A 25402-nucleotide genomic window follows, 5' to 3' on the forward strand; every position below is an offset into this window, starting at 1 on the left:
GAGCACGGCCCTTGCGGCTTGGCGTGCGAGGCGAAGGCCCAGCCCTCCGCACCTTTCCGCCGACCGGCCTCCGCGCGGGGCCGGTCAGCGCCGTTCCGGCGCGGCCAACCGGTGGAGTCTCAGGGCGAGTTGGATCTCCAGGGCCCGGGCCGGTGTCTGCCAGTCCTCGCCGAGCAGGCGGCCCACGCGCTCCAGCCGCTGCGCCACCGTGTTCACATGGACGTGCAGCGCGTCCTTGGTGCGGGCCGGGCTCATCCCGCCCGCGAAGTACGCCTCCAGGGTCTGCAGCAACTCGGTCCCGCGCCGCTCGTCGTACGCCACCACCGGGCCGATGGTGCGGTCGACGAAGCCGGCGATGTCCCGTTCGCCCGCGAGGAGCAGGCCGAGGAAGCCGAAGTCCTCGGCCGCCGCTCCGTCCCCGGCCCGGCCGAGCAGGCGCAGGGCGTCCAGGCAGCGGCGGCCTTCTGCATAGGCGGCGGCCACGGTCTCGGGGTGCGCGGCGAGGTCGGTCACGGGCGCGGAGGCGCCGACCGTGACCGGCTGGTGGACGGCTGTGCCCAGATGGCGGGCGGTGCGGCGGGCCACCTCGGTGGCGGTGTCGTCGGCAGCCAGGGGCAGCAGCAGGACGGTGCCGCCGTCGCGGGCCGCGGCCAGGCCGTGCCGGGTGGCCGCGAGGTGGGATGCGGCGGCCCAGAGCCGGCGGCGGGCCGCGGCCTCCTCGTCGGCGTCGGCCGCCGGGCCGTCGAGGCGGGCGGCCAGTACCGCATGGGTCGCGTCGAGGTCCGCGTGGAGGCGGGTGGCGCGTTCGCGCAGCAGACGCGGGTCACGGTCACGGGTGTCCAGGAGGTCGTCCAACAGCTCGCCCCGCACGCGCTGTTCCGCCTCGGCGGCGGATCGGCGGGCGAGCAGCAGCAGTGAGGTGACCATCGCGGCCCGCTCCAGGGTGCGCTGGTCGACGGGGTCCAGGCCGGGGTGGCCGCGCAGCACCAGCGCGCCGAGGAGTTCGCCGCCCGCGGCCACCGCGGCGATCCAGTCGCCGCCGTGCAGCACGGCGTGGCCCTCGGCGCGGGAGGCCTCCAGGGCCTCGGCCGGAGCGGCTCCGGCCTCGGTGAACCGGACGGTTCCGGCGAGGACCTGGGAGACGGCGGCGGCCACGTCGTGGACACCCCCGCCGCGCAGGACGAGTTCGGCGAGCCGGTCGTGGACCTCGGAGGCGCGTTCGATGACGGCACTGCGGTCCCGGATGATCTCGTTGGCGCGCTCCAGCCGGGCCAGTGCGGAGCGGGTCTCGGTGAGCAGGTTGGCGGTGTCGATGGCCGCCGCGGCGAGCGCTGCGAAGGAACCGAGCAGGGCGATCTGCTCGCGCTCGAAGACCCGGGCCCGCCGGTCCGCCGCGAAGAGGACGCCGATCACGTGCGGGCCGAGCGTCAGGGGCACGCCGAGGATGGCGACCAGGCCCTCGTCGCGCACACCGGCGTCGATGGCGAGGGTGTGCTGGAACCGGACGTCCTGGAAGTAGTCGTCGGTGACGTACGGCCGCGCGGTCTGGGCGACGAGTCCGCCGAGCCCCTCTCCCATGCCGAGGCGCAGCTGCTGGAAGCGGGCGGCGACGGAGCCTTCCGTGACCCGCATGTAGGTGTCGCCGCGCTCCGGGTCGTTGAGGCTGAGATAGGCGACGTCCGTGCCGAGCAGGGAGCGGGCGCGCTGCACGATCGCCTGCAGGACGGCGTCGAGGTCGCGCAGTCCGGCGAGGTCGTGGGCGGTCTCGAAGAGCGCCGACAGCTCCGCCTCACGCCGGCGTCGGCCCTCCAGCTCCGCGCGGACGCGCAGGGCGAGGAGTCTGGCCGCTTCCAGTGCGGCGATCCGGCCGGCCGGCTCGCCCTCGGCACGGGCGAGCAGCACGGGCTGCTCGTAGGCCTCCACGGAGGCGTCGCGGGCCAGCAGGTCGAGGTACGGGGCCTCGGCGCTGCCGCTGGGTGCCGACTGCAGGTGATCGCGGGACATGGTCACAGGATTGCGTATCGGCCACCCGGCGCGGCAGGCCTGTGGAAAACTCCCGGAGCCGGTGCTGCCGCGCTGGTCAGTGGGCCGTCCATCCGCCGTCCAGGACGAGCGAGGTGCCGGTGACGAAGGACGCCTGCGGGCTGCACAGGTAGGCCACGGCCTCGGCGACCTCGTCGGGTTCGATGAGCCGCTGCAGCGCGCTGTCCTTCAGCAGGACCTCGGACAGCACGCGCTCCTCGGGGATGCCGTGGGCCTGTGCCTGGTCGGTGATCTGCTTCTCCACCAGTGGGGTGCGCACATAGGCCGGGTTCACACAGTTGGAGGTGACCCCGTGGGCGGCGCCTTCCAGGGCGGCGGTCTTGGACAGGCCTTCGAGGCCATGTTTGGCGGACACATAGGCGGACTTGAAGGCCGAGGCGCGCAGACCGTGGACGGAGGACACATTCACGATCCGGCCCCAGCCTTGGGCGTACATGTGCGGGAGGGCACCGCGGATGAGGCGGAAGGGAGCCTCCAGCATCACGGTCAGCACCGTGTGGAACACCTCGGGCGGAAACTCCTCGATCGGCCGCACGAGTTGCAGTCCGGCATTGTTCACCAGCACATCCGTGCCGGCGGCGGCGTCTTCGGCGGCGTCCAGGTCGGTGAGGTCCACGACCCGCGGTACGACGGTGCCGGGGAGGCCGCCGATCCGCTGCGCCTGCTGGACCAGTTCGGCCAGTCCGGCCGCGTCCCGGTCGACCGCTCGTACCTCGGCCCCGGCGGCGGCCAGCCGCAGCGCGCAGGCGCGGCCGATGCCGCCGCCGGCACCGGTGACGAGAGCCGTACGGCCGTCGAGGTCGAGGGCTGGGGAATGGAGAACGGGGCCGGGCAGGGGGGCGGGCGAGGTCATGCGGCGACCCTATGCGGGACCCCGTGGTCACCACATGTGGTGACCACCCATACTTCAGCCGACAGTCGTAGGGTCAAACCATGTGGGTGCCTCAGACATGGCTTGCTTGATCCGGAAGAGGCCGAACTCGTGCAGTTTCGGCAGGGCGTCCGCCTCGAACCAGCCGACTTCCAGTGACTCGTCGTCGTTGACCCGGGCCTCACCGCCCACAGCCCGGCAGCGGATGGTGATGTCCATGTACTGGCAGATGTCGCCGTTGGGATAGGTGAACTGCTCCAGTGCCTGGACCAGAACGATCCGTTCGGGCACGCAGTGCACCGCCGTCTCCTCGAAGACCTCCCGCACGGCGCAGGCCGCGGGCTGCTCGCCGGGCTCCGGGATACCGCCGATCACCGACCACTTGCGCGTGTCGGACCGCCGGCCGAGCAGCACCCGGCCCTCGTCGTCGAAGACGATCGCGGTGACCCCGGGGAGCCAGAGCAGTTGCTGCCCGGCGGATTCCCTGAGCGTGCGGATGAATTCGGGAGTGGCCATGGTCCGACCCTAACGGGCCGGTGCGCCTCTCCCGGCCCGTTCAGGGGTCGTACCGGGGTCAGAGAGCGGTCGTACGACTACGCGTCGCCGGCGCGCCGGGCGCGCAGGCCCGACCCGATCGCCCAGCCGATCCCGCCCACGGCGACCAGCACCAGGGCGATCTCCGGAAGGATGCCCAGCTCCGTCGCGGGCGTCCGGGACGTGCGCAGCGGCACCTTCTGGACGAGGTAGGCGGGCACGAACATGCCGGTCTTCCGGGTGATCCGCCCGTCCGGCATGATGAACGCGCTGACACCGCTGGTCACCGGCACGGTCACGGTCCGGCTGTGCTCGACCGCGCGGATACGGGACATGGCGAGCTGCTGGTACGTCATCTCGCTGCGGTCGAAGGTGGCGTTGTTGCTCGGCACGGAGATCAACTGCGCGCCGTGCGTCACCGTGTCCCGCACGGCCCAGTCGAAAGCGGCCTCGTAGCAGGTGGCCAGGCCCACCTTCGAGCCCTCGATGTCGAACACGCCCGGCTTGCCGCCCCGGCTGAAGTCCTGGCGGGCCATGTCGGTCCAGCTCTTGTTCATCGCGCCGACGAGCGAGCGGAGCGGGAGATACTCGCCGAAGGGCTGGATCTGCCGCTTGTCGTAGGTCTGCGTCGGACCCTTGACCGGGTCCCACAGGATCTGCTCGTTGAACAGCTTGCCGTCCCTCTCGACCACACTGCCGACGGACACGGGCACGCCGATGTCCTTGGCCGCCTGCTCGACGACGGCGGCGGCGTCGGCGTACTCGAAGGGGTCGATGTCGGAGGAGTTCTCCGGCCACAGCACGTAGTCCGGCCTGGCAGCCTTGCCCGCCCGGACGTCGGCGGCCAGCTTGTGCGTCTCGCGCGCGTGGTAGTCGAGCACGGCCCGGCGCTGGGCGTTGAACTCCAGCCCGGCGCGCGGCACGTTGCCCTGGATGAGCGCGACGGTCGCGGTACCGTCCTCCGCCTTGTCGCTCACCAGCCCGCGGGCCGCGACCGCGCCCACCACCGGTACGGCGACGCTCAGCAGCGCGGCGGCCGCGGCGGCCCGCCGCACGGTCCGGGTCCGGCGCCGCTCGGCGATCAGCCGGCCGGCCTCGTACAGACCGAATCCGCACAGGACGACCGCGAAGCCGAGCACAGGGGTGCCGCCCACCGCGGCGAGCGGCAGGAAGACACCGTCCGCCTGACCGAACGCGATCTTGCCCCAGGGAAAGCCGCTGAAGGGCACGCGCGCGCGTACCGCTTCGCCCGCCGTCCACAGGGCGGCGGCCCACACCGGCCAGGCGGGCAGCTTGGCGACCGCGGCGACGCCCACACCGACCAGGGCGACGAAGACCGCCTCGATGGCGACCAGGGCCACCCAGGGCAGGGGCCCGACCTCCACGCTGGTCCACACCAGGAGAGGCAGCAGGAAGCCCAGCCCGAAGAGGTAGCCCAGGCCGAGGGCCGCCTTCCAGCTCCGGCCGCGCAACACCCAGCCGAAACCGGCGAAGGCGGGCAGGGCCAGCCACCACAGGGTGCGCGGCGGGAAGCTGACGTAGAGCAGCACGCCGCAGAGCGCGGAGGCGGCGGCCGGGACCAGGCGCAGCAGCCGCCCGCCGCGCGCGCCGGGGGCGGGCTGCGGCTCGAGCTGGTCCGGCTGGTCCACGGAAGTTGCGGTGACGGTCACCCGGGTGAGTGTACGGCGGTTGACGTAGCCGCCGACAGCGCGGTCCGGCGGCGGAGCATCGGCGGTTGTCGCTGGTGGGCGCCGTTTCGTCCGCGTCGGCGGTCCCGGGCCCCGCCCGCCGGCACCTACCGGGGCAGCGCACCGCCGGCCGACCGGAAACGCGGGTATTCCGGCCCGCCTCGTCCCCAAACCGGTCATCAGCCGTTACGGTGTGCCCAGCCTCGGCAGCGCGGCCGGACCCGGCGCGCGGCTGTGGCCTGCCACAGGTCGGGGGACCGGGTACGAGGGGCGGCGGGTGGGGTCGACGGGGACGGGATCCGCGACCGGTGCATACGGTGCGGACGCCTACAGCAAACGAAGAAACGTTTCCGACGGGACGGGGATGATCCTGTTGGGGGCTTGCGCCGGGTGGTCGCTGATCACCGCGGCGGCCCATGACGGGCGGCCCGAGGGCATGCTGCTCGCGGTGCTCGCCGTGGCCGCCGGTTATGCCGCGGGCCGGGTCTCCGGTGCCCTGCTGCCGGTGGCCGCGCCCGGCATCGGTGCGGCGGCCGGGCTCGCGCTGACCGTGGCGCTGCCCGGGCTCTCCCCCGGTCCGTGGTACGCCGCCCCGCTCGGGCACGCCGGTGCCACGGCCGCCCTCCTGGTGCTGGCCACCGGGGCCGCGTGCTGTGCCGCCTGGGCGACGACCGTACCGGCGCTGCGGCTGGGCCTGCGCGTGCTGGCTTGCGTGATCGTGGCCGCCGGGGCGGTGCTGGGGTCGGCGGCGGGGTGCGTGGCCAGCGCGGCCGTGCTGCTGTGCTCGTCCGCCGCGGGCTCGGCGCGCCGCCGGGGCGCATGGCTGGCAGGCCTGGCCGCGGCGGCAAGCCTGGTGGCAGGCACGGTCTGGGCGGTCGCCGCAAAGGCCCTGCCGGACGACGTCGCCGGGGCGCTCGAAGACCGGCTCGCCCCGTATCGCGTGCAGCTCTGGCAGGACGCGCTGCGGATGGCGGGCCGGAACAGCGGCCTGGGGGTCGGACCCGGCAGGTTCGGCGAACCGGGCCGGACCGGGCCGCGGACGCTGCTGTCCGACGGAACACCGCACTCGGCCCCACTGCAGCAGGCCGCCGAACAGGGCCTGATCGGGGTGTTCCTGCTGGCCGCCGTGTTCTGCTGGGTCCTGTACGCGCTGTGGCGCACTCCGCGCTGCACGCCGGTCGCCCTCACCACGGGCGCGGCCCTCACAGCGTTGGCCGCCCTCGCGTCGGTGGGCAACGCGCTGAGCTTCACGACGGTGACGGCCGGCGCGGGACTGCTGGCCGGCTGGGCGACGGCCCGGCCATGGGCGGGCGACGCGGCGAGACCGGGCGACGCGGCGACACCGGGCGTGTGAGCGAGGTGCGGTGCGAGCCGCTGACACGTCGCAAGGCCGGCCGGCCGCTGACGAGGTGCGACGCGAGTCGTGGACACGAGGCGGCACCGACTCCTGACGAGCTGCGGCACCGACCGCAGGCGCGACGCAGTGCCGGCCACTGACGAGGTGCGGTGCGAGCCGTGGCGGCATGTTGCCGAGCGGACTGCCCGGCGCTGCGCGGGGCGCGTGGGATCAGCGCCGTCTCAAGCGGCCGTTCCGGGCCTGATCGTGCGCAGCCGGTCCCTGATGACCCGTACCGCCGACTCCGCGTTGTCCACGGTGATCGTGAACGTGTGGCCGTCCCACAGGCGCAGCACGATGCCCTCACCACGGCGTACGACGACCGCCGTGCCCTTCTCGGGGCGCCAGCGGTAGCCCCAGCCGCCCCAGTTCCGGGGCGTGACGTGGGCGGTGAAGTCGGCGCCGGCCACGTTCGAGAGCGGAATGCGGCGGCGCGGCAGCCCGATGTGGCCGCAGCGCACTTCGACGCACTCCTTGTCGAGCTTGAGATCGACGTGCACGAAGGCGAGGGTGCCGAAGAGGACCAGCAGGCCGGCCGCGATGCAGCCGACGACGGACATGACCAGCGGGGCGACGCCCGAGTTCCAGGCCGAGTCGACGGCCAGCTCGATGCCGAGCGCCATGCAGGCGGCACCGACCAGCGCGAGCAGCCACTGGACCCGGTTGGTGGCACGTCCCGTCCAGACGTCCGGATCTCGTTTGTCGTCGGCCTCGGGGTGGTCCCTCATATCTACGAGGTTACTCAGGTTTCGCTGCGCGGGTAGGGCGTGGCGCAGGGTGACTGGCCCGGGCCGAGCACGGGAGTCGTGACGCGGGTGGTTCGGTGCCGGCGTGCGCCCCGGCGCGCAGGGGCGCACGCCGGCGCCTAGTCCTGACGCGCCGGGCACCGGACCACGCCGGCAGCCGCGGTCGGGCCGATCAGCGAACAAAGGCGAAGGCCGGAACCGGTCAGCGGACCACAGCGAGCGCCGGGACCGGTCAGCGGACCACAGCGAGGGCCGGGACCGTTTCGTGCCACCGCGACCAGGCCGGGACCCGGGTCGACCCGCGACGGTCGGCGGATCAGGGCAGGGGCCGGGACCCGTTCCGCGTCGGTCAGCGGACCGGCGCGACGGCCTGCAGGAAGCGGCCTTCCGGGTAGGACAGGGCCGTGTCCGGGAGGTTTGCCTCGCGGCCGCTCAGCAGCACCGTGAGGCTGGTGTCGGCGACGGCGGCCGGGGCCGGCTCCACTCCGATGCGGCGCATGGCCTGGGCGGCCACCGCTCCGGCGGTGCCGTGCAGGACGAGGGGCGGACGGCCGGGCTGCTGGACGGCGGCCCGGATGCGCTCGGCGACCAGCTCGTAGTTGGTGCAGCCCAGGACCACTGTGGTCACGTCGTCCGGGGTGCGCGCGGCGGCCGAGGCGATCGCGGCCTCGATCGCCGTCTCGTCCGCGTGGTGCACCGCGTCCGCGAGACCGGGGCACGCCACCTCGGTCACGGCTACACCCGCGGCGAACTGCTTGATCAGCCCGCGCTGGTAGGCGCTGCCCGTGGTGGCGGGGGTCGCCCAGATCGCGACGGGCCCGCCGCCCGCGGCAGCCGGCTTGATCGCCGGGACGGTGCCGATGATCGGCAGCTCCGGCTCGAAGCGGGCACGCATCGCGGGCAGGGAATGCACCGAGGCGGTGTTGCACGCGACGATCAGGACGTCGGGCTCATGCGCGGCGGCGGCCGCCGCGACGGCGATGGCACGCTCGGTGATGTCCTCCGGGGTACGCGGCCCCCAGGGCATTCCGTCCGGGTCCCAGGACAGCACGAGGTCCGCGTCGGGGCGCAGCCGGCGTACCGCGGCAGCGGCGGGAAGCAGGCCGATTCCGGAGTCCATGAGCGCGATCTTCACCCGGCCACGATAGACGATGGGCCCCTGGGGGCCGGCCGGGTGGGGCAGACTGCGGCCGTGAGCGCCTTCCTGTGGATCACCGTCGTGTCGCTGGCCGCCTGGTGCTGGCTGCTGCTGGGCCAGGGCTTCTTCTGGCGCACGGACGTCCGGCTGCCGCAGCGCCGGGAACCGGACGCGTGGCCGTCGGTCTGCGTGGTCGTGCCCGCTCGTGACGAGGCCGCCGTGCTGCCGGCGAGCCTGCCCTCGCTGCTGGCCCAGGAGTATCCGGGGCGGGCGGAGGTCTTCCTGGTGGACGACGGGAGTACGGACGGCACCGGGGAGCTGGCCAGGGAACTTTCCCGGCGGCTCGGCGGGCTGCCGCTGACCGTGGGCTCGCCCGGTGAGCCGCCGGCGGGGTGGACGGGCAAGCTGTGGGCGGTGCGGCACGGCATCGGGCTGGCCCGCGCGCGTGAGCCCGAATATCTGCTGCTGACGGACGCGGACATCGCGCACGCCCCGGACAGCCTGCGCGAGCTGGTCGCGGCGGCCCGGACCGGGGGCTTCGACGTCGTGTCGCAGATGGCGCGGCTGCGGGTGGAGAGCCTGTGGGAGCGGCTCGTGGTGCCGGCGTTCGTGTACTTCTTCGCCCAGCTGTATCCGTTCCGGTGGATCGGCCGGCACGGGTCACGCACGGCCGCGGCCGCGGGCGGCTGCGTGCTGCTGCGTGCGGGCATGGCCGACGAGGCGCGCATCCCGGATGCCATCCGGCACGCCGTCATCGACGACGTGGCGCTCGCGCGCGCGGTGAAGAGGGCCGGCGGTCGGGTGTGGCTGGGGCTGGCCGAGCGGGTGGACAGCGTGCGTCCCTATCCGCGGCTGCACGATCTGTGGCGGATGGTCTCGCGCAGCGCCTACGCACAGCTGCGGCACAACCCGATGCTGCTCCTCGGCACGGTCGCCGGGCTCGCGCTGGTGTATCTGGTGCCGCCCGCCGCCGTGGCCGTGGGCGCGGCCCGGGGCAGTACGGCGGCGGCGGTGGTGGGCGCGTCGGCGTGGGCGGTGATGGCCGCAACGTACGTGCCGATGCTGCGCTACTGCCGGCAGCCGCTGTGGCTCGCCCCGCTGCTGCCGTTCACCGCGTTCCTGTATCTGCTGATGACGGTCGACTCGGCCGTGCAGCACCAGCGCGGGCGGGGGGCCGCCTGGAAGGGCCGCACCTACGCCCGCCCGGACGCCGCGCCCGACGAGGGCTGAGCCCGGTCACTTGCGGCCGGGTGTCCAGTTCATGCCCCAGCCGTAGGCACGGTCTATGGTCCGCTGCGGGCTCGATCCGCGCTCCGGCACCAGGTACCGCGCCTCGCGCCGGACGATGAGGTCGCCACCGCTGTTGGTGATCAGGGCGAGCGCGCACACCGGGGAGGCAACGGTGCACTCGTCCAGCGAGAACTCGATGGGGGCGCCGTGCTGCGGCTGGAGGGTGACGGTGGCGTGCAGGTCGGCGAAGGAGCTGGCGCCCTGGTACACGGTGACGAAGACGAGGATGCGCCGGAAGTCCTGTGCGTGGTCGAGGTTGACGGTGAGGTTCTCGCCGCTCGCCACGGCGCCGGTGCGGTCGTCGCCGTCGAGGTGGATGTACGGCGGGCGGTGGAGCGAGCCGAACGCGTTGCCCAGGGCCTGGACGACTCCCTTGCGGCCGTCGGCGAGTTCGTAGAGGGCACACAGGTCGAGGTCGAGGTCGCCCTGGCCGCCCCACCGGCCGCCCCAGCCCGGCAGTTGTTTGCGCATCTGCCAGTTGAGGTTAACCCGCATGGCACCCGAGGTGCCGCCCTGCTTGGCCAGCGACACGGAGGGGGCCGCCTTCGTGAGGGTGACCTTGGACAGGCGGACGGGCCGGGTGGCGGGTGCGGGCGGCGGTGCCGGAGCGGCGGCGGGACGCGGGGGCGTGTTCCTCGGGGCCGCGGCGGGGGGCGCCGGCGTGGTCGCGGGAGTCCCGGCGGGCGGTGGCACGGTCACGGGAGCCGTGGTGGGGGGCCGTGGCGTGGTCGCCGGGGTCGTGGACGTGGGCGGTGCGGGGTGCTGGGGTTCGTCCACGGTGATGCCGAAGTCGGTTGCCAGGCCTTCGAGTCCGCTGCTGTAGCCCTGGCCGACGGCACGGAACTTCCAGCCGCCCTGACGGCGGTACAGCTCACCGAGGACGAAGGCCGTCTCCACGGACGCGCCGGCGCTGTCGAAGCGGGCGACGGCCTGGCCGGAGGCGGCATCGGTCACGTCGATGTAGAGGCCGGGGACCTGTCCGAACGTCCCCCCGTCCGCGGATGCGGCGAGGACGATGCGCTCCACGGCGCCCTCCACGCGGGCGAGGTCGACCAGCAGGGTGTCGGTGACGTGGGCGCCGGCCGTCCGCTTGCCCTCGTGGCGGACCGCCCCGGAGGAGTGGGCCGGCTGGTTGTAGAAGACGAAGTCCCCGTCGGAACGGACCTTTCCGGCTGCGAGCAGCAGCGCGGAGGCGTCCGCGTCCGGTACGCCCGGCGCGGTGCGCCAGCCCAATTCGATACGCAGGGCCGTGGTCGGCACCGGCGCGTTCGATCCTTTCGGCATTGACATGTCCGCCCCCAAAGCGTGTCGGCTTCCGGGTTTCGCCCGGCCGTCCCTACCTGCACAACCTATTCCCGGGCGCGGCGTACGCCCACGAACGGCACAGGAAGATCGCCGGTCAACCGCCGGTAACCCGCCAGGACCTCGGCCTTTACACGATCCAAACGTTGAATCGCGTCCCTTTTTGCCAAGTTCGCTCGGATTGGGGATCCCAGACCACTGCCGACACGGAAAACAACCCTCTTATCGGTCTCCCCAACCAGCACATCGTGGGCTTAACTTATGTGCCATGACCTCCCCCCGCTCCACTTATGGTGGCGGCTACTACTCCGCCTCCTTCCCGGACACCCCGATCTACGACTCCCTCGTGGCCGAGCGGGGCACCCCGCAGATCGCCCCGATCCGGGTCCCCGCCGCCTACGACACGGGCAGCAGCCTCCCCGCCCTGCCGTCGGCCCTGCCCGCCCTCCCGGCGGCCCCGTCCCAGCAGGCCCCCGCCTACGGCTATCCGCAGATGCAGCAGCCCGCACCGCTGCAGCAGGCGCCCACGGCGTACATCCCGCAGCAGGCGAGCGCCCCGCGCGGCTACCCCGGTCCGCAGGCCCCGCAGCAGCAGCGGCCGATGGTGGCGGGCAACGGCTACGAGGCCATGCGTCCGGCCGCGCCGCGCCCTGCGCCGGCTCCCTACCAGGACCAGTACAACAACCAGCAGTACCGCGGCTACTGACCGGCGCATCCCGGCTGTCGGTGCCACCTGGCACGATGGCGGTATGGGAAACGCCGAAGTGCTGTCGATCCACGTCCATCCGGTCAAGGCTCTCCGCGGGCTGTCGCTCCGGGAGGCCGTCGTGGAGCCCTGGGGCCTGGCCGGGGACCGACGCTGGGCACTGATCGACGACGGGGGAAAGGTCGTCACACAGCGCGAGCAGCCGCGTCTCGCGATGGCCGCCGCCGAGCCTCTGGCCGGCGGCGGCCTTCGTCTGTCCGCACCCGGGCAGTCACCGCTCACGGTCGAGGTGCCGCAGCCGGCGGCGACCGTGCCCATGAGCATCTTCGGCACGAAGGTCGAGGCGGTCCCGGCCTCGGCGGACGCGCACGCCTGGTGCAGCGCCTATCTGCAGGCGGAGGTCCGCCTGGTGCACCTGGACGATCCGGCCACCCGCCGCCCGATCGATCCCGACCACGCCCTGCCCGGCGAGACCGTGAGCTTCGCCGACGGCTACCCCCTGCTGGTCGCCACGACGGCATCGCTGGACGCCCTGAACTCCCTCATGGCCGAGGGTCCGAACGCTCAGGAGGGTCCGCTGCCCATGAACAGGTTCCGGCCCAACGTCGTCGTCGCCGGCACCGAACCCTGGGCCGAGGACCACTGGACCCGGATCTCCGTCGGCGAGGTGGTCTTCCGGGCCCCGAAGCCGTGCGGACGGTGCGTCGTGACGACCACCGACCAGGACACCGCCGTACGCGGCCGGGAACCGCTCCTCACCCTGGCGCGACACCGCAGGATCGGCGGAAAGCTGGTGTTCGGGATGAACCTCGTGCCCGTCTCGCCGGGCACCGTCCGGGTGGGCGACCCGGTGCGTGTGCTCGAGTAGGTTCCGCGCTCCGAGGTCTGCGATGGTCCGCCGCTCCGAGGTGTCGGGGTGGTCCCCTGCTCCGCGAGGTCGCGGGTGGTCCCCACCACGCGAGGTCTCGGGCAGCCCCCCGGGCTCCGACGTCCTGAGATGCTCCCTGGGCTCCGCGGTGCCGAGGGGGACCTGTCTCCCGTTCCGCTCGCCGGGGAACCCGGGGCGGTGCCCCGGTCGTTGAGGGGGCGTGAGAAATTCATGAGGAGCCGTGTGCGTCAGGTACCGCGGCGGACGTGACGTCGCTCTCTCCGGGTCCGGACCGGGGGGTGAGCGCCGATGCCGGGGGATATGACGGACCGGAAGGGGGTGGGGAGATGCGGGCACTCAGTGGGCTGTGGCGCTGGCGGCACAATCCGCTGCGCCGCGCGACCGATACGGCCGAGGCGTGGGTGGCCCTGGTGGCGCTGCTGCTGATCGCCGTGGCCGCACCCGTGACCGGCTGCCTGGTCGGTGCCGCCGCCCAGGACTCCCTCCAGCGGTCCGTACGGCAGCAGCAGCACGCGCGCCACGTGGTGACCGCCACCGTGGTCCGGGATCTGGGCGGGGCCCTGCCGGAGGCCGACCCGGACACCAGCAGCGCGAGCCAGGCCCGCAGCCGTGTCATCGCGCACTGGATCGCGCCGGACGGCACCCGGCAGCACGGCCCGGTGCTCGCGGACCTCAAGTCCCCTCACCCAGGTGACCGCTTCAGGCTCTGGACCGACCCGCACGGCCGAATAACCACCCGCCCCCTGGACTCCGCCACGGCAACGGCACATGCGGTGCTCGCCGGGTTCGGCGCGGCCCTGGTGACGGCGGTCCTGGTCGAGTGCGGCCGGCGCCTGGCCGTGTGGCGCATGGTCCGCCGGCGGTTCGCACACTGGGACCGGGCCTGGGACCGGGCGGGCCCGGACTGGGGCAAGGCGGGCACCGGCAGCTGACGGCCTTCCGGCTCTGGTCAACCCGGCATGCATGCACACGCTACGGTGGACCGGCCGAAGCGCTTTCGGCGACAACCCGCGGGTGCGTGAACCCCGGGGCGCGCAGGTTCCCGGAGCGCGAACGCGCTCATGCCCCGTGGGCCGAGCACGGTCGCGGTCCCGGCACCGGCGGCAACGCCCCGACGGACAGCGAGCCATCAGTACGACGAGGTGGGGGCACAGCAACGCCATGGCACAGGGCACGGTCCAGGTGACGCACACCGGTACTTCGCGGTGGCGGCGCCGCACGGGTGAGTACGCTTCGCTCGCCGCCGCCCTGGAGGCCGCCGCCGACGGCGACGTCCTCACGATCGCCCCCGGCACCTACCGGGAGAACCTCGTCGTCCAGCGGCCGGTGACACTCCGTGGGCCCGAGGGCTCGCCCGGCTCGGTGCGGATCGCGCCCGTGGACGGGGTGCCGCTCACCGTGCGGGCCTCGGCCGTGGTGCAGGACGTGCACGTGGAGGGCCAGGACGCGGCGGCGCCGGCGCTGCTGGTCGAGGAGGGCACACCCGAGCTGACGGACCTGCGGATCGTCACCCGGTCCGCCGTCGGCATCGAGGTGCGCGGGGGCGCCCGCCCCACCGTGCGCCGGTGCACCGTCGACAACCCGGCCGGTATCGGCATCGCCGTACTCGACCGGGCGGGCGGGGTGTTCGAGGAGTGCGAGGTCGTCGCGGCCGGGCAGGCCGGCGTGACGGTCCGCGGCGGGGCGCATCCGCGGCTGGAGCGCTGCCGGGTCCACCACACCTCGGGCACCGGGCTGTCCGCGACCGGCGAGGACTCCTCGCTGGAGGCGCTGGGTTGCGAGATCTACGAGGTGCGCGGCTCCGGTGTGCAGGTGACCCAGCGGGCCACCGCGCACCTGACCGACTGCGATGTGCACCGCACCGCCGCCGACGGCATCACCATGGACACCGACGCGGTGCTCACGCTCGCCGACTGCCGCATCCACGACATCCCGGAGAACGCGGTCGACCTGCGCTCCCGCTCGGTGCTCACGCTGACCCGGACGACGGTCCGTCAGTTCGGCCGCAACGGCCTGTCGGTGTGGGATCCGGGGACCCGGGTGGACGCCAACCAGTGCGAGATCTTCGACAGCACCGGCGACTACCCGGCGGTGTGGGTGAGCGACGGCGCCACCGCCGTGCTCGACTCCTGCCGGGTGCACGACGTACCGGACGCGCTGTTCGTGCTGGACCGCGGTTCCCGTGCGGACGTCGTCGACAGCGACCTGTCCCAGGTGCGCAACACGGCGGTGTCGGTGAGCGACGGCGCGACCGCTCAGCTGGACGACTGCCGGATCAGGGAGGCGGCCACCGGCGCGTGGTTCCGCGACCACGGCAGCGGAGGCACGCTCAGCAACTGCACCCTGGACGGCACCCAGACAGGGGTGATCGTCACCAAGGGCGCCGACCCGACGATCGAGCGCTGCACGGTCGACTCGCCCACGGAAGCCGGTTTCTACGTGTCGGCGGGCGGCCGGGGCAGCTTCCTGAACTGCCGGGTGACCGGCAGCGGCGGATACGGCTTCCACGTGATCGACGGCTGCCGTGCGACGCTGCGCAGATGCCGTACCGAGCGGTGTGCGCGCGGCGGTTACGAGTTCGCCGAGGGCGGCCCGGACGCGGGGTCCGGGGTGGGCCCGGTCGTGGAGGACTGCACCAGCGACGAGAGCGGCGGTCCGCGGACACCGACGGCTCGCGAGACAGCCGTACAGACGGTGACGCAGTCCGCCGGCCTGCTGGGGTCGTTTCCCGGGCAGCGGGCGGCGGACCAGGAGCCGCCGGTCACCGTCGCACCGCCGGAGAAGGCGCAGCGCACCCCGAAGGACGTGCTCGGGGAACTCGACGCGCTGGTGGGCCTGGAGAGCGTCAAGCGTGAGGTGCGGGCGCTGACCGACATGATCGAGGTGGGCCGGCGCCGGCAGCAGGCGGGGCTGAAGGCGGCCTCCGTCAAGCGGCACCTGGTCTTCACCGGCTCCCCCGGCACCGGCAAGACGACGGTCGCCCGGCTCTACGGCGAGATCCTCGCCTCGCTGGGCGTGCTGGAGAAGGGCCACCTGGTGGAGGTGTCGCGGGTCGACCTGGTCGGCGAGCACATCGGTTCCACGGCGATCCGCACCCAGGAGGCCTTCGAACGGGCGCGCGGCGGTGTGCTGTTCGTCGACGAGGCGTATGCACTGTCCCCGGAGGACGCCGGGCGGGACTTCGGCAAGGAGGCCATCGACACCCTGGTGAAGCTGATGGAGGACCACCGGGACGCGGTGGTGGTCATCGTCGCCGGGTACACCGCGGAGATGCAGCGCTTCCTTTCCGTGAACCCGGGTGTCGCCTCCCGTTTCTCCCGCACCATCACCTTCGGCGACTACGCCCCCGACGAGCTGCTGCGGATCGTGGAGCAGCAGGCCGACGAACACGAGTACCGGCTGACGCCGGGCGCGTCCGAGGCGCTGTTGAAGTACTTCACGGCGATCCCGAAGGGCCCGGCGTTCGGCAACGGCCGCACGGCCCGGCAGACGTTCGAGGCGATGGTGGAGCGCCACGCGAGCCGGGTCGCCCAGCTCGCCGACCCCACCACCGACGACCTGACGCTGCTGTACGCGGAAGACCTGCCCGATCTGCCCTGACCGTGCCGGGCACGCAGGACCTGCCGAACCGACCTGACCGTGCCGGACGCGGAATACCCTGCCCGGACCGCACTGACGCTGCTGTACCCCTGAGTACCTTCCCGAACCGCCCTGACCGGCCCCGCCGGCGGCCGCCCAACCGGGAGGCTCGCCGTGCAGGGCCTCGCGGCGCCCGTGTCAGGGGCGGATGTACGGACGGGTCATGATCTCCATGTTGTGGCCGTCCGGGTCGTCGAAGTAGGCGCCGCGACCGCCGAACAGACGGTTGATCCGGCCGGGTTCGGTATGGCCGGGGTCGGCGTAGTAGGTGACCCCGACAGCCTCCAGACGGGCGATCATGTCGTCGAACCGCTCGTCGGGCACGAGGAAGGCGTAGTGCTGGGACTGGATCGGCTCGTCCCTCTTCTCGTAGTAGTCGAGCGTCACGCCGTTGCCGAGGTCGACGGGGAGGAAGGGTCCGAAGGGGGCACTGACCTCCAGGCCCAGGATCACGGCGATGAACTCGGCGGACAGACGCCGGTCGCTCGCGTAGACGGCGGTGTGGTTCAACTGGACGGCAGCCACAGGCGGCTGGGCGGCGTGCGGGTACTGCTGGTCATAGGACAAGGCTGATGTCTCCGGTCTTGGCTTCCGCTGGGATGGGGCGCCGCGCTCGGGCGCCGGGAAGAAAGACGGAGAGTGTGGCGGGCCTCTTGCCCGCCTCGCGCTCACGCGGAGGCCGGTAGCCCCACTCGTGTATGGCCCATGGCCGACCCGGCAGTCACACAAAGGACCTTACAGATCATCAGAAGCTGGAGCAACGCCGTTCCTGGTCCGCTGATCTGCGGCTTGCCGGCGGCCACGGTCACGAGCCCTGGTCCGTATCGCCCGCGTCCCTGGCCGGCTCGGGACGCTGGCCCGGCAGCTCCGGATGCAGGCGGGCCAGCAGGCGGGTCCGTTCGTGGGCGAAGGCCGGGTCGGACTGGTAGTCGGAGTGGCCGAGGATGGGGGCCGGGAGGGGGTGGTCGGCGGTGCGGCCGTAGGCGAGGGGGTCGCGCAGCGGCTCGTGGTCCACGTCCGGGGTGGTGCCACCGGGCGCGCGGACGGGGCCGCCGATGGGGTCGGTGGCGCGGTGGAGGTTGCGCCAGCAGGCGACCTCGCGGTGCAGGGCGGCGAGTGCCGGCGGGCCGAAGTGGGCCGGGAACCAACGGCCGTACAGGCGCTCCAGCGGGGAGCCGTAGGTGAGCAGGGCGACCCGCCCGCGGACGGACGGCGGCAACTGCCAGGCCGCCGCGGCGGCGAGGACACTGCCCTGGGAGTGACCGGACAGGACCAGCCGGCCGCCGGTGTGCCGGGTCCAGGTCGCCATGCGCCAGGTGAGGTCCGGTACCGCGCGCTCGGCGTAGCAGGGCGGTGCGAAGGGATGGGCGGCGCGCGGCCAGAAGGTGCCGACGTCCCACAGGATGCCGATGGTGCGCCGTGCGGAGGCGTCCTTGTAGGCGCGTCTGCCCCAGGTGACGAACAGCAGGAAGCCGAGGCCGACCAGCCAGGAGCCGAGCGCCTGCGAGGTCTCGGCCACCGCCTGGACGACGTGGTGGGTGCGGCGGGCCGCCCCTTCGGGGGTTTTCCCGGTGGCGACGGCTCCGGCCAGTGCCATGGTGCCCAGCAGCAGGGTGGTGGCGGTGAGCACGGCGACGACGAGGGGCGCCCGGTCGGTGAGGGTGGCCATGGCCCGGGCGTGGGCGATGGCGCGGGTGCGGGACGGGTCCTCGGGCTCGCCGGGGTGCTCGCGGCGGACGCGGGCACGCTCGGCGCGGGCGAGCCGGGCGGTGCGTGCCGCGAGCCGCGCGGCCAGGAGCAGCAGCACCGCGAGGACCGGCGGAATGGCGGACGCCTGCCAGGTGAGCAGGACGGGCGGGCCGGGGAGCAGGGCGCGGGTGCCGTCCAGCCAGTCGGCGACGCGCTGCGCTACCCCGCCGGAGACCACTCCGCCCAGCGCGCAGCCGAGCAGTGCGACCGCGGGGCCGCCGAGGCCGCGCATTCCGGCGCGCGGGTCGGGCCTGCGCCGGTACAGGTCCGCGGCCACGGCACCGAGGGTGACGACGAGCATGCCCTGGGACAGCATGAGGGCGCCGAAGGACGGATCCCCGGGCAGCCGCCCGGCGGACTGCCAGCCGGGCCGGGACCAGCCGGCGTACAGCAGGCTGAGCAGCAGCAGGGCGAGTGCGCCGAGCGGCAGGCGGCGTACCAGGTGGTGGTCGAGCCGCTGGTCGAGGCGGTTCTCGCTGCGGCCCCGGCGGCAGACCACGGCCACCACCGCCGCCCCGCAGCTCAGCAGGGCCACGGGCAGCAGCCGGCTGAGAACGTCGAGGGCCGCGGGGCCGCCGGGGCTGTGGTCGAAGCGGACGGCCGGGGTGGCGACGGCGGCGGCCACGGTGAGCAGGCCGGCCGCGGTGTGGGCGGCGCGCAGCCGGGCGACCAGGCGGCGCCCGTACCAGAAGCCGGGCCGGGCCAACGCGCCGGCGTCGGTGTCCGGCTCGGGGTCGAGGGTGAGCGGGCGGTGGGACTCGTACGCGCTCCAGGTGCGGTGCGAGAGGTACCAGAGCAGGCCGGTCAGCGCGGCGGGCAGCGCTGCGGCGAGGGCTAGCCGGCGACCGGGGGCGCTCCACCAGCCGCCGGACGCGGTGGGTGCTCCGGGTACCGAGGGGGCCAGGAAGCCCAGCCAGGAGTGGCGGCGTACGCAGGCGCGGGTGCCCGCGCACTGCCAGGCCACGAGGTCCAGGGCCACCTCGCAGGCGGCGGCGACCAGCAGCACTGTCAGGGTGAGGGCGGTCAGCCGTACGAGGAGGCCGTAGAGGCGGACGGTGCGGGGCCGGCCGGGTGCGGCGGGGCGCATCCAGTGGGCGAGGTTGACCACCATGAACGGCAGCAGCAACAGCCACAGGGCGCGGCTGCCGTCGCCGGAGGTGAGATTGCACCAGACGTACGCTTCCTGGACCGGTCCGCTCCCGGGATTTCTCCCGGCTGCGCTCCCGGGCCCCTTCCCGGCTGCGCTCCCGGGCTCCTTCCCGGCCGGGGCGGGGCCGGCGTCCTCGGCGCGCCGGAAGACGGCGGCCGTGTCGTCGCCGGTGACCCGGACGGTGCGCGGGTCGCCGAGCATTCTCTCGGGCGTGGTGCCGCCGACCCCGTGCACCAGCAGCTCCAGATCGGTCTCGGGCCGGGCGGGCCGGTCCGCGTGCCGCCCCGCTTCCTCGTCCCCGTACCGCCCTGAAGTGCGGCCTTCGTGCTTCCCGGCGGGCCGGTCCACCCGCTGTCCCGAGGACTGTCCCTGCGCACGTTCCACTGTTCCGGCACTTCCCCCGTGACGCCCTGACGTCTGTGTCGTGCGGGTTCCAGGATCTCCGGTCCGGCGGTCGTGCACACCCCTCGTCACGGAATCTCCCCGAACCGTGTGAGGCCGGGTGGGACGGCGGATGGCACGCGTGGCGGGTGTGCGGGTCGGCAGGTGGTGGCGCGCCCTGTGGCACCGCGTGAAAAGATGGGACGCCCGCGCACTGTCGGACGGATGGAACCTCCAGGTCGGAGCCGGTGCGCCGGGCGTGTCGGACGGTTGGCGGCGAAAGGACCGGAGCGTACGTGAGTGAGAATCAGAACCTCCTCGCGGAGCAGCGCCGCGCCCTGATCCTGGACGAGGTCCGGCGCCGGGGCGGGGTACGGGTCAACGAGCTGACCCGCAAGCTCGGTGTCTCGGACATGACCGTGCGCCGCGACCTGGACGCGCTCGCCCGTCAGGGCATGCTGGAGAAGGTGCACGGCGGTGCGGTGCCGGTGGTCGAGGCCAGCACCCATGAGCCGGGGTTCGAGGCGAAGTCCGGGCTGGAGCTGACGGCCAAGGAGGACATCGCGCGGGCCGCCGCCCGGCTGGTCAGCCCGGGTACGGCGATCGCCCTGTCCGGCGGTACGACGACGTACGCGCTCGCCCAGCACCTGCTGGAGGTGCCCGATCTGACCGTGGTGACGAACTCGGTGCGGGTCGCGGACGTCTTCCACGCGGCGCAGCGGACGTCGGGGCAGCGGCAGGGGGCCGCCACGGTGGTGCTGACCGGCGGGGTGCGCACGCCGTCGGACTCGCTGGTCGGTCCGGTGGCCGATCAGGCGATCGCCGCGCTCCACTTCGATCTGCTCTTCCTCGGTGTGCACGGCATATCGGTGGAGGCCGGCCTGTCCACGCCGAACCTCGCGGAGGCCGAGACCAACCGGCGTCTTGTGCACTCGGCGCGCCGGGTCGTGGTGGTCGCGGACCACACCAAGTGGGGCACGGTGGGCCTGAGTTCGTTCGCGACGCTGGAGCAGGTGGACACGCTGGTGACCGATGCGGGGCTGCCGGCGGAGGCGCGGGCGGAGATCTCGGAGCACCTGCGAGTGGTGGTGGCGGGCGAGCCCGGGGAAGACGGCACAGACATCTGACAGGCGGTCAGCTATGGTGACTGCGCCCGATGATGGCGGCTCGGCCCGGTCGACCGCAGCTGCGGAAGTGGCACAAGGGGGTTACGTCCATGGCTCGTCGTCTGCGCCCGGTGAGTATCGACTTCGTCGAGGCCGCGCCCGTACGTCTGGTCTTCGCGCGGGGCGTCTGCGCGCCCCCCGAGCAGGTGTACCGCGCGCTCGCGGAGGACGTGCCCGGCTGGGCGGAGTGGTTCTCGGCGGTGACGCTCGCCCGGCCCACCGACGGCGGCGCCGGGCGTGAGATCCGGCTCCGTGGCGGGACGCGGTTCGCGGAGACGGTGCTCGTGGCGAAGGAGCCCGAGGTGTACGCGTACCGCGTCGACACCACCAACGCGCCGGGCGCCCGTGCCCTGGTCGAGGAGTGGCGCCTGACTCCTCGGGGCACCGGGACGCGCGTGCAGTGGACCTTCGCCGCCGACGGGCCGGCGCCGTTCCGGTTCACCCTCGGACTGGCCCGGGCGGGCCTGGGGCTTGCCTTCCGCGACGCTGTGACGACCTTGGACCGGCGCCTGACGAGGCCGTGATCAGGCCGTGATCAGGCCGTCGCGGTGACGGCCGGTACCGGCGCGGGTCGCCGGACGACGGGCACCGCCGTGATCAGGCCGTCGCGGTGACGGTCGGTGCCGGCGCGAGTTGCCGGACGACGGGCACGGCCCGGTCGGCGGCGGCCGCGTCCGGCACACGGCACGTCAGACCCGGAAGACGTCCAGGAACGTGCTCCAGAAGCCCTTCTTCCTGGCCGGTTCCCGACGCGCCGCGGCGGCCGGAGCCGTGGGCGGCCGCTGCTCCGCCGCCGTGGGGACGGCCCGGCTCTGCAGCGCGGCGGCCATGCGGGTCGCCGGCGTCGGGCTGAAGGCCACGGGCAGCGCCACCAGTGCCCGGTGGAACGGACCCGGCCGCCATGCCAGCTCCTTCTCGTGGACGGCCAGCGTCACGTCGGGCAGCGCGTTGAGGATCTTCTCGATCGCGGTGACGGCGATGACCTGTGCCGGGTCCTTGGCCGGGCACGCGTGCGGGCCCGCTCCCCACGCCAGGTGGGCGCCCCTGCTGTGCGTACGGCGGGCGTCGGCGAGCGCGGGATCGCTGTTGGCCGCCGCGAAGCTGATCACGACCGGTGTGCCCGCCTCGGCCACCACTCCCCCGAGGTCCACGTCCTGGACCGGGTAGTGGGTGGCGTAGTTGGCGATGGGCGTCTGGTCCCACAGGACGTGATCCATCGCCTCCTCGATCAGCAGTCCGGAGTCGCGTCCGCCGGCGCCGGGCGACAACAGCAGGAGCAAGGCGTTGCAGATCAGGTTGCGCTGGGGTTCCACACCGGCGCCCATCAGAATGATCAGCTGGTCCCTCAGCTCCTCGTCGGTCAGGCCCGCGGGGTGCTGGATCAGCCAGGAGGTGACGTCGTCGCCGGGCCGGCGCCGCTTGAGGGCGACCAGCTCCATGAGGCAGGAGTTGATGTCCTCGCTGGCGCGCTGGGCGTCCTTGCCGTCGAACATCGCCGACATGGCGCTGGTGAGAGTGTCACCGATGTCCGCCGGGCAGCCGAAGAGCTTGTTGAACAGCAGCAGCGGCAGCAGTTTGGCGTAGTCGTTGAGGAGGTCGGCGCGGCCTCGCTCGCTGAACTGGTCGATGAGGTAGTCGGCGATGGGCTCGACGTCCCGGCGGACCCGGGTGATGTTGAGCCGGCCGAGGCTGTCCGTGACGGCCTTGCGCAGCCGCAGGTGCACGGCGCCGTCGGTGAACAGGCAGTTGGGCCGGTACGCCATCATCGGCAGCACCGGGTTGTCCGGCTCGATCCGCCCTTCGTTCAGCGCCTTCCAGCGGCGGGCGTCCCGGGCGAAGAGCGTGGAGTTCTGCAGCACGCGCAGCGCCATCTCGTGGCCGACGACCAGGGTGGCGTCGACGCCGGGGGCGAGTTCGACCGGGCCGGCCGGACCGTGGGCGCGCAACCGGTCGTAGACCTGGTGGGGGTCGGCGGCGAACGCGGCGTCGTGCATGGGGCATCCGGCCGCGGGGGCGGGGGCTGACTGGCGGTCCATGGGGTTCCTTCTGCTGGCTCCGGGCCGGTGGTCCGGGTCGTTGGGCGTGTCAGGCTGCTCGGGTGAGCAGATGACGCACGAGCGCGATCAGCGCATGGGCGGAGGACTGCCGGTCGCGGGCGTCGCAGTAGACGACGGGGGTGTCCGGAAGCAGGTCGAGGGCCTCGCGCACCTCCTCCTCCTCGTACTTGTGGTCCGGCCGGAAGCTGTTGACCGCGATGGCGTACTCGAGGCCGTACCCCTCGACGAGGTCGATGACGGGGAAGGTCTCCTCCAGCCGGGCGGGGTCGACCAGGAGGAGTGCCCCGAGCGCGCCGCGGGCCATGTCCTCCCACAGCTGCATGAAGCGCTGCTGTCCGGGGGTGCCGAACAGGTACAGCACGAGTTCGTCGCTGAGCGTCAGACGGCCGAAGTCCAGGGCGACGGTGGTGGTCGACTTGTCCGTCACGCCCCGCAGGTCGTCCACGTGGAGCGACGCCTGCGTCATCTTCTCCTCGGTGCGCAGCGGGGTGATCTCGGACAGCGAGCCGATGAAGGTCGTCTTGCCCACGGCGAAATGGCCGACGACAAGGATCTTGGCAGCGTTGGTCACCGCGCTGGAGACGTAGATGGATCCAGAGGCCGTCTCAGCCGATGAGGGATTGGAGTCCATGCAGAACCTTCTCGAGGGTCGCTCTGTCAACGTTCTGAGCCCGGGGCGGCTCGGCGCGGCGCAGGAGGTGGCCCTGCTCGGATAAATCGGTCAGCAGCAGCCGGGCCACCCCCACCGGCAGCCCCACGTGCCCGGCCACTTCGGCGACCGACAGGTAGCCGCCCGCGCACAGCTTCCAGATCGCCATCACCTCGGGGCCGGCTCCCAGCGGAGGGGTCCGCTCGGGAGCCAGGGTGACGAGGGTGTGCAGCGCCAGGTCGTCCGAGGCCGGCAGGGTCCGGCCGCCGGTGATGACGTAGGAGCGGACGAAGTCACTGGTGACGGAGGCTTCCTCGGGCGTCGTCATACGCCGGCGCCGTCCGAGCGGGGCGCCACGCTCATCGCCTTGCTGAGGCCGGCCACCGTCTTCTGCATGCGGAACGACATGGCCTCCATGTCGACGTCCAGCGCGGCGGAGACGGCGAGGTACGAGCCCTGGCCGGCGGCGATCAGGAAGATCCAGCCGCCGTCGTACTCCAGCAGGGTCTGCTTCCAGATTCCGTGTCCCGCTCCCACGAATCCCGCGACGGCGCGGCTCAGCGACTGCATCGAACTCATCGCGGCGGCGTTCGTCTCGGCATCGTCCCGCGGGATGTCGTCCGAGCGCTGCAGCAGCAGGCCGTCGCCCGAGACGAGGATCGCGTGCCGGGCTCCGCGTACCTCGAGCACGTCGTTCAGCACCCAGGACAGGTCGATCTTCACTTGTTGTCAGGTCCTTCCGTGGTGTTCGTGGTGCGCCCGAGCTGTGTGCCGCGCGCGAACGCCCCGATCCGCGACGCCGTGACCTCGCTGGCCGGCTCGGACGTCTCCTCATGGCCGGCGCTGTCGAGGGCCGGGACCACCGTGACGGAGCCGTTGCGGCGCCGGCGTTTTGGCAGACCGCCCGAGGTCGTACCCACCACGTGCGAGGGGCCGACGACCGGCACGGGCGCCAGTCGCTGGGGAGCCGCCTCCGTACCCGCTGCGTCCTGGGCGTCGGCGGCGGGGGAAGGACCGTCGGCCGCGAGAAGGCTTTCGGGCACACGAATCACTGCACGCACTCCGCCGTAGGGGGACACGGAGCCGACGGAGACGGCGAAGCCGTAGCGGGCGGCGAGCATGCCGCACACGGCGAAGCCGAACCGCGGCGGATCGCCGAGACCGGTGATGTCGACGGGGCCGTCGACGGACAGCAGTGCCGCGGCCCGGTCCTTGGTCTCCTGGTCCATGCCGAGGCCGGCGTCGTCCACGATGAAGCACACGCCGGTCGGTACGGCCTGGATGTTGACCTCGACCGGTGTTCCGGGCGCGCTGTAGGTCGTCGCGTTGTCCAGAAGTTCGGCCAGTACGACGGCCACCGGCTCGACCGCCTTGCCGACGAGGGAGACGTTGACCTGCGAGTGGACGCCGACCCGGTCGAAGTCCCTGATCCTGCCCTGGGCGCTGCGGGCCACGTCGTACACCGTGGCGGCACCTTCGCGCCGGCCCAGCCATCCGCCGCAGAGCACGGAGATGCCCTTGGCCCGGCGGCCGAACTGGCTGCCGGTGTGGTCGACCGTCATCAGGTCGGCCAGCACGTCCGTGGTGTCGCCGTACTTCTTCAGCAGGCTGTCCAGGAGGACCTGCTGCTCCTCGGCGAGCGACTGGAGCGTGCCCATCGCGGACTTCAGCACCGCCTTGGTCGCCGCCTCGGCGTCGGCCCGTACGTCCGCGAGGTCTCGCTGCTGCTGTGCCGTCAGCCCGGCGATGTGCGCGTGCAGCCGACCGACGTCGCCGCGGGCCTCCCCCAGTCCTGCCTCCAGGTCCTTCCTCGTTCTTCGGAGCGCCATGTTGGTTCTCCGGGCCCGCATCACTGCGACGACCGCAGCGATGAGCACCACCAGCAAGATCCACAGCAGTGGATCCTGGGTCAATGACGTCATGAGACTCTCTTCAAGTCGCATCGCGCCGTGGAGCATGAGAGCGCGATGGTGCCTGTGACTGTCCCCCCGGACGTGTTCATGACACG

Annotated in this window: 22 protein-coding genes; 8 read left to right on the forward strand and 14 right to left on the reverse strand. The window is 73.1% G+C overall.

The window, feature by feature from the left end:
- Positions 1–84: 84 nt before the first annotated feature.
- From ACZ4SF_RS26390 to lnt, 4 genes are all read right to left on the reverse strand, one after another.
- The gene (locus tag ACZ4SF_RS26390; protein ID WP_468388735.1) at positions 85–2004 is read right to left on the reverse strand and encodes a helix-turn-helix domain-containing protein; all 1920 of its coding nucleotides are present in this window, start codon (positions 2002–2004) and stop codon (positions 85–87) included.
- 76 nt (positions 2005–2080) lie between these two features.
- Positions 2081–2896 (reverse strand): 3-hydroxybutyrate dehydrogenase, encoded by an 816-nt coding sequence (locus ACZ4SF_RS26395; RefSeq protein WP_468388737.1) that lies wholly within the window; start codon positions 2894–2896, stop codon positions 2081–2083.
- 54 nt (positions 2897–2950) lie between these two features.
- Positions 2951–3430 carry an NUDIX hydrolase gene (locus ACZ4SF_RS26400; protein ID WP_468388739.1) on the reverse strand — a complete coding sequence of 160 codons (480 nt, stop codon included), beginning with the start codon at positions 3428–3430 and terminating at the stop codon, positions 2951–2953.
- A gap of 77 nt (positions 3431–3507) precedes the next feature.
- Complete coding sequence (lnt, locus tag ACZ4SF_RS26405) at positions 3508–5118, reverse strand: apolipoprotein N-acyltransferase (protein ID WP_468388741.1); 1611 nt, start codon at positions 5116–5118, stop codon at positions 3508–3510.
- Between the two features lie 382 nt (positions 5119–5500).
- Between lnt and ACZ4SF_RS26410 the strand changes: the two genes are divergently transcribed.
- Positions 5501–6490, forward strand: coding sequence for an O-antigen ligase family protein (locus tag ACZ4SF_RS26410; RefSeq protein WP_468388743.1), 990 nt, complete (start codon positions 5501–5503; stop codon positions 6488–6490).
- Positions 6491–6714: 224 nt separating this feature from the next.
- Here ACZ4SF_RS26410 and ACZ4SF_RS26415 read toward each other — a convergent pair whose 3' ends face one another.
- Positions 6715–7260 (reverse strand): hypothetical protein, encoded by a 546-nt coding sequence (locus ACZ4SF_RS26415; protein WP_468388745.1) that lies wholly within the window; start codon positions 7258–7260, stop codon positions 6715–6717.
- Between the two features lie 367 nt (positions 7261–7627).
- Positions 7628–8413 carry a glutamate racemase gene (locus ACZ4SF_RS26420; protein ID WP_468388747.1) on the reverse strand — a complete coding sequence of 262 codons (786 nt, stop codon included), beginning with the start codon at positions 8411–8413 and terminating at the stop codon, positions 7628–7630.
- Positions 8414–8452: 39 nt separating this feature from the next.
- Here ACZ4SF_RS26420 and ACZ4SF_RS26425 point away from each other — a divergent pair, with 39 nt between their 5' ends.
- Positions 8453–9646 (forward strand): glycosyltransferase, encoded by a 1194-nt coding sequence (locus ACZ4SF_RS26425; RefSeq protein WP_468388749.1) that lies wholly within the window; start codon positions 8453–8455, stop codon positions 9644–9646.
- A 6-nt stretch (positions 9647–9652) separates the two neighbouring features.
- Here ACZ4SF_RS26425 and ACZ4SF_RS26430 read toward each other — a convergent pair whose 3' ends face one another.
- On the reverse strand, positions 9653–10996 hold the full coding sequence (locus ACZ4SF_RS26430; RefSeq protein WP_468388751.1) for a TerD family protein: 1344 nt from the start codon (positions 10994–10996) through the stop codon (positions 9653–9655).
- Between the two features lie 280 nt (positions 10997–11276).
- Between ACZ4SF_RS26430 and ACZ4SF_RS26435 the strand changes: the two genes are divergently transcribed.
- The 4 genes from ACZ4SF_RS26435 (at position 11277) to ACZ4SF_RS26450 (ending at position 16203) form a co-directional block, all read left to right on the forward strand.
- Positions 11277–11714: a DUF6643 family protein gene (locus ACZ4SF_RS26435; RefSeq protein WP_468388753.1), complete on the forward strand. Its 438-nt coding sequence runs from the start codon at positions 11277–11279 to the stop codon at positions 11712–11714.
- Between the two features lie 43 nt (positions 11715–11757).
- Complete coding sequence (locus tag ACZ4SF_RS26440; protein ID WP_468388755.1) at positions 11758–12582, forward strand: MOSC domain-containing protein; 825 nt, start codon at positions 11758–11760, stop codon at positions 12580–12582.
- 347 nt (positions 12583–12929) lie between these two features.
- Positions 12930–13535 (forward strand): Rv1733c family protein, encoded by a 606-nt coding sequence (locus tag ACZ4SF_RS26445; RefSeq protein ID WP_468388757.1) that lies wholly within the window; start codon positions 12930–12932, stop codon positions 13533–13535.
- 229 nt (positions 13536–13764) lie between these two features.
- Positions 13765–16203: a right-handed parallel beta-helix repeat-containing protein gene (locus tag ACZ4SF_RS26450; protein ID WP_468388759.1), complete on the forward strand. Its 2439-nt coding sequence runs from the start codon at positions 13765–13767 to the stop codon at positions 16201–16203.
- A 177-nt stretch (positions 16204–16380) separates the two neighbouring features.
- Here the strand turns inward: ACZ4SF_RS26450 and ACZ4SF_RS26455 are convergent, their stop codons facing one another.
- Both ACZ4SF_RS26455 and ACZ4SF_RS26460 read right to left on the reverse strand, forming a co-directional pair.
- Positions 16381–16809 (reverse strand): VOC family protein, encoded by a 429-nt coding sequence (locus ACZ4SF_RS26455; protein WP_468388761.1) that lies wholly within the window; start codon positions 16807–16809, stop codon positions 16381–16383.
- 238 nt (positions 16810–17047) lie between these two features.
- Entirely contained in the window at positions 17048–19387 is a 2340-nt protein-coding gene (locus tag ACZ4SF_RS26460; RefSeq protein ID WP_468389065.1) for a hypothetical protein, read from the reverse strand.
- A 431-nt stretch (positions 19388–19818) separates the two neighbouring features.
- Here ACZ4SF_RS26460 and ACZ4SF_RS26465 point away from each other — a divergent pair, with 431 nt between their 5' ends.
- Positions 19819–20649: a DeoR/GlpR family DNA-binding transcription regulator gene (locus ACZ4SF_RS26465; RefSeq protein WP_468388763.1), complete on the forward strand. Its 831-nt coding sequence runs from the start codon at positions 19819–19821 to the stop codon at positions 20647–20649.
- A gap of 89 nt (positions 20650–20738) precedes the next feature.
- Positions 20739–21212 (forward strand): SRPBCC family protein, encoded by a 474-nt coding sequence (locus ACZ4SF_RS26470; RefSeq protein WP_468388765.1) that lies wholly within the window; start codon positions 20739–20741, stop codon positions 21210–21212.
- A gap of 165 nt (positions 21213–21377) precedes the next feature.
- Here the strand turns inward: ACZ4SF_RS26470 and ACZ4SF_RS26475 are convergent, their stop codons facing one another.
- The 5 genes from ACZ4SF_RS26475 to ACZ4SF_RS26495 all read right to left on the reverse strand — a co-directional run bounded on the left by ACZ4SF_RS26475 (position 21378) and on the right by ACZ4SF_RS26495 (position 25316).
- Positions 21378–22682, reverse strand: coding sequence for a cytochrome P450 family protein (locus ACZ4SF_RS26475; RefSeq protein ID WP_468389067.1), 1305 nt, complete (start codon positions 22680–22682; stop codon positions 21378–21380).
- Between the two features lie 91 nt (positions 22683–22773).
- Positions 22774–23376 (reverse strand): GTP-binding protein, encoded by a 603-nt coding sequence (locus ACZ4SF_RS26480; RefSeq protein ID WP_468388767.1) that lies wholly within the window; start codon positions 23374–23376, stop codon positions 22774–22776.
- Positions 23351–23722 carry a DUF742 domain-containing protein gene (locus ACZ4SF_RS26485; RefSeq protein ID WP_468388769.1) on the reverse strand — a complete coding sequence of 124 codons (372 nt, stop codon included), beginning with the start codon at positions 23720–23722 and terminating at the stop codon, positions 23351–23353. The genes ACZ4SF_RS26480 and ACZ4SF_RS26485 overlap by 26 nt, the downstream gene beginning before the upstream one ends.
- Positions 23719–24117 (reverse strand): roadblock/LC7 domain-containing protein, encoded by a 399-nt coding sequence (locus ACZ4SF_RS26490; protein ID WP_468388771.1) that lies wholly within the window; start codon positions 24115–24117, stop codon positions 23719–23721. The genes ACZ4SF_RS26485 and ACZ4SF_RS26490 overlap by 4 nt, the downstream gene beginning before the upstream one ends.
- Positions 24114–25316 (reverse strand): ATP-binding protein, encoded by a 1203-nt coding sequence (locus ACZ4SF_RS26495; RefSeq protein WP_468388773.1) that lies wholly within the window; start codon positions 25314–25316, stop codon positions 24114–24116. Before ACZ4SF_RS26495 ends, ACZ4SF_RS26490 begins: the two co-directional genes overlap by 4 nt.
- Positions 25317–25402: the final 86 nt, after the last annotated feature.

The sequence above is a fragment of the Streptomyces sp. NPDC027663 genome, from assembly GCF_055566415.1.

Excerpts from the sequence above, each read along its gene's own strand:
- ACZ4SF_RS26485 (WP_468388769.1), bottom strand. The coding sequence starts at position 23,722 with ATGACGACGCCCGAGGAAGCCTCCGTCACCAGTGACTTCGTCCGCTCC.
- ACZ4SF_RS26440 (WP_468388755.1), top strand. The coding sequence starts at position 11,758 with ATGGGAAACGCCGAAGTGCTGTCGATCCACGTCCATCCGGTCAAGGCT.
- ACZ4SF_RS26400 (WP_468388739.1), bottom strand. The coding sequence starts at position 3,430 with ATGGCCACTCCCGAATTCATCCGCACGCTCAGGGAATCCGCCGGGCAG.
- ACZ4SF_RS26450 (WP_468388759.1), top strand. The coding sequence starts at position 13,765 with ATGGCACAGGGCACGGTCCAGGTGACGCACACCGGTACTTCGCGGTGG.
- ACZ4SF_RS26430 (WP_468388751.1), bottom strand. The coding sequence starts at position 10,996 with ATGTCAATGCCGAAAGGATCGAACGCGCCGGTGCCGACCACGGCCCTG.
- ACZ4SF_RS26435 (WP_468388753.1), top strand. The coding sequence starts at position 11,277 with ATGACCTCCCCCCGCTCCACTTATGGTGGCGGCTACTACTCCGCCTCC.
- ACZ4SF_RS26390 (WP_468388735.1), bottom strand. The coding sequence starts at position 2,004 with ATGTCCCGCGATCACCTGCAGTCGGCACCCAGCGGCAGCGCCGAGGCC.
- ACZ4SF_RS26470 (WP_468388765.1), top strand. The coding sequence starts at position 20,739 with ATGGCTCGTCGTCTGCGCCCGGTGAGTATCGACTTCGTCGAGGCCGCG.
- ACZ4SF_RS26415 (WP_468388745.1), bottom strand. The coding sequence starts at position 7,260 with ATGAGGGACCACCCCGAGGCCGACGACAAACGAGATCCGGACGTCTGG.
- ACZ4SF_RS26410 (WP_468388743.1), top strand. The coding sequence starts at position 5,501 with ATGATCCTGTTGGGGGCTTGCGCCGGGTGGTCGCTGATCACCGCGGCG.
- ACZ4SF_RS26480 (WP_468388767.1), bottom strand. The coding sequence starts at position 23,376 with ATGGACTCCAATCCCTCATCGGCTGAGACGGCCTCTGGATCCATCTAC.
- ACZ4SF_RS26395 (WP_468388737.1), bottom strand. The coding sequence starts at position 2,896 with ATGACCTCGCCCGCCCCCCTGCCCGGCCCCGTTCTCCATTCCCCAGCC.
- ACZ4SF_RS26475 (WP_468389067.1), bottom strand. The coding sequence starts at position 22,682 with ATGCACGACGCCGCGTTCGCCGCCGACCCCCACCAGGTCTACGACCGG.
- ACZ4SF_RS26495 (WP_468388773.1), bottom strand. The coding sequence starts at position 25,316 with ATGACGTCATTGACCCAGGATCCACTGCTGTGGATCTTGCTGGTGGTG.
- ACZ4SF_RS26445 (WP_468388757.1), top strand. The coding sequence starts at position 12,930 with ATGCGGGCACTCAGTGGGCTGTGGCGCTGGCGGCACAATCCGCTGCGC.